The sequence below is a fragment of the Necropsobacter rosorum genome (assembly GCF_964241405.1).
Classification (GTDB): Bacteria; Pseudomonadota; Gammaproteobacteria; order Enterobacterales; family Pasteurellaceae; genus Necropsobacter; species Necropsobacter rosorum.
In genome coordinates this window covers 1-725 of sequence record NZ_CAXSXF010000014.1, presented here as the reverse complement: position 1 = coordinate 725, position 725 = coordinate 1, and the positions used below count along the sequence as shown (strand labels likewise).

2 tRNA genes and 1 rRNA gene are annotated in these 725 nt (G+C 45.9%); all 3 read right to left on the bottom strand.

The annotated features are described in order from the left end of the window. Positions 1-206: 206 nt before the first annotated feature. A tRNA-Ala gene (locus ACESOH_RS11750) sits at positions 207-282 on the bottom strand. A 145-nt stretch (positions 283-427) separates the two neighbouring features. Then, positions 428-504 (bottom strand) — tRNA-Ile (locus tag ACESOH_RS11745). Between the two features lie 145 nt (positions 505-649). Next, positions 650-725 (bottom strand): 16S ribosomal RNA (locus ACESOH_RS11740); the annotation flags it as partial.

The following is a 725-nucleotide window of genomic DNA, read 5'->3' as shown; positions in this document are numbered from 1 at the left end:
GATGACTGATCCCTGTTACCTGAGACTCAGTTTTCAGCTTGTTTCCAGATTGTTAAAGAACATATAAGACAATCGAACTTACGTTCTATCATCATTGCTAAACCTAATAAGTATAAGTGCGGTCGGTTTTAACACGATTTTAGCGTGCTTCCCTTCACCGCGGCGATTCACATTCGCCTTCTCACATTACGCTTAGCAATGACGATTGGTGGAGATAAGCGGGATCGAACCGCTGACCTCCTGCGTGCAAGGCAGGCGCTCTCCCAGCTGAGCTATATCCCCATTCAGGGAACAGGTATCAGGATTCAGGTATCAGTACCTAATCTTACCTATTCGTTTCATTACTTCCTTTTGTCACTCCAGTTATCGCTATCGGTACCCAAGTATCTTTTCTGATACCTGACACCTGATACCTGATACCTGAAAGTGGTGGGTCTGAGTGGACTTGAACCACCGACCTCACCCTTATCAGGGGTGCGCTCTAACCACCTGAGCTACAGACCCAAAAGGATACGTTTCGTTTTCCTTTGTTCCTCTCTTGTCTACAACTACCAGACAATCTGTGTGAACACTTGCTGTCACTTTATTTTCAGTGCAAGTCTAGGTGATAACCCTGTTACCTATATCCTATAACCTGACACCTGTTCAGTAAGGAGGTGATCCAACCGCAGGTTCCCCTACGGTTACCTTGTTACGACTTCACCCCAGTCATGAATCATACCGTG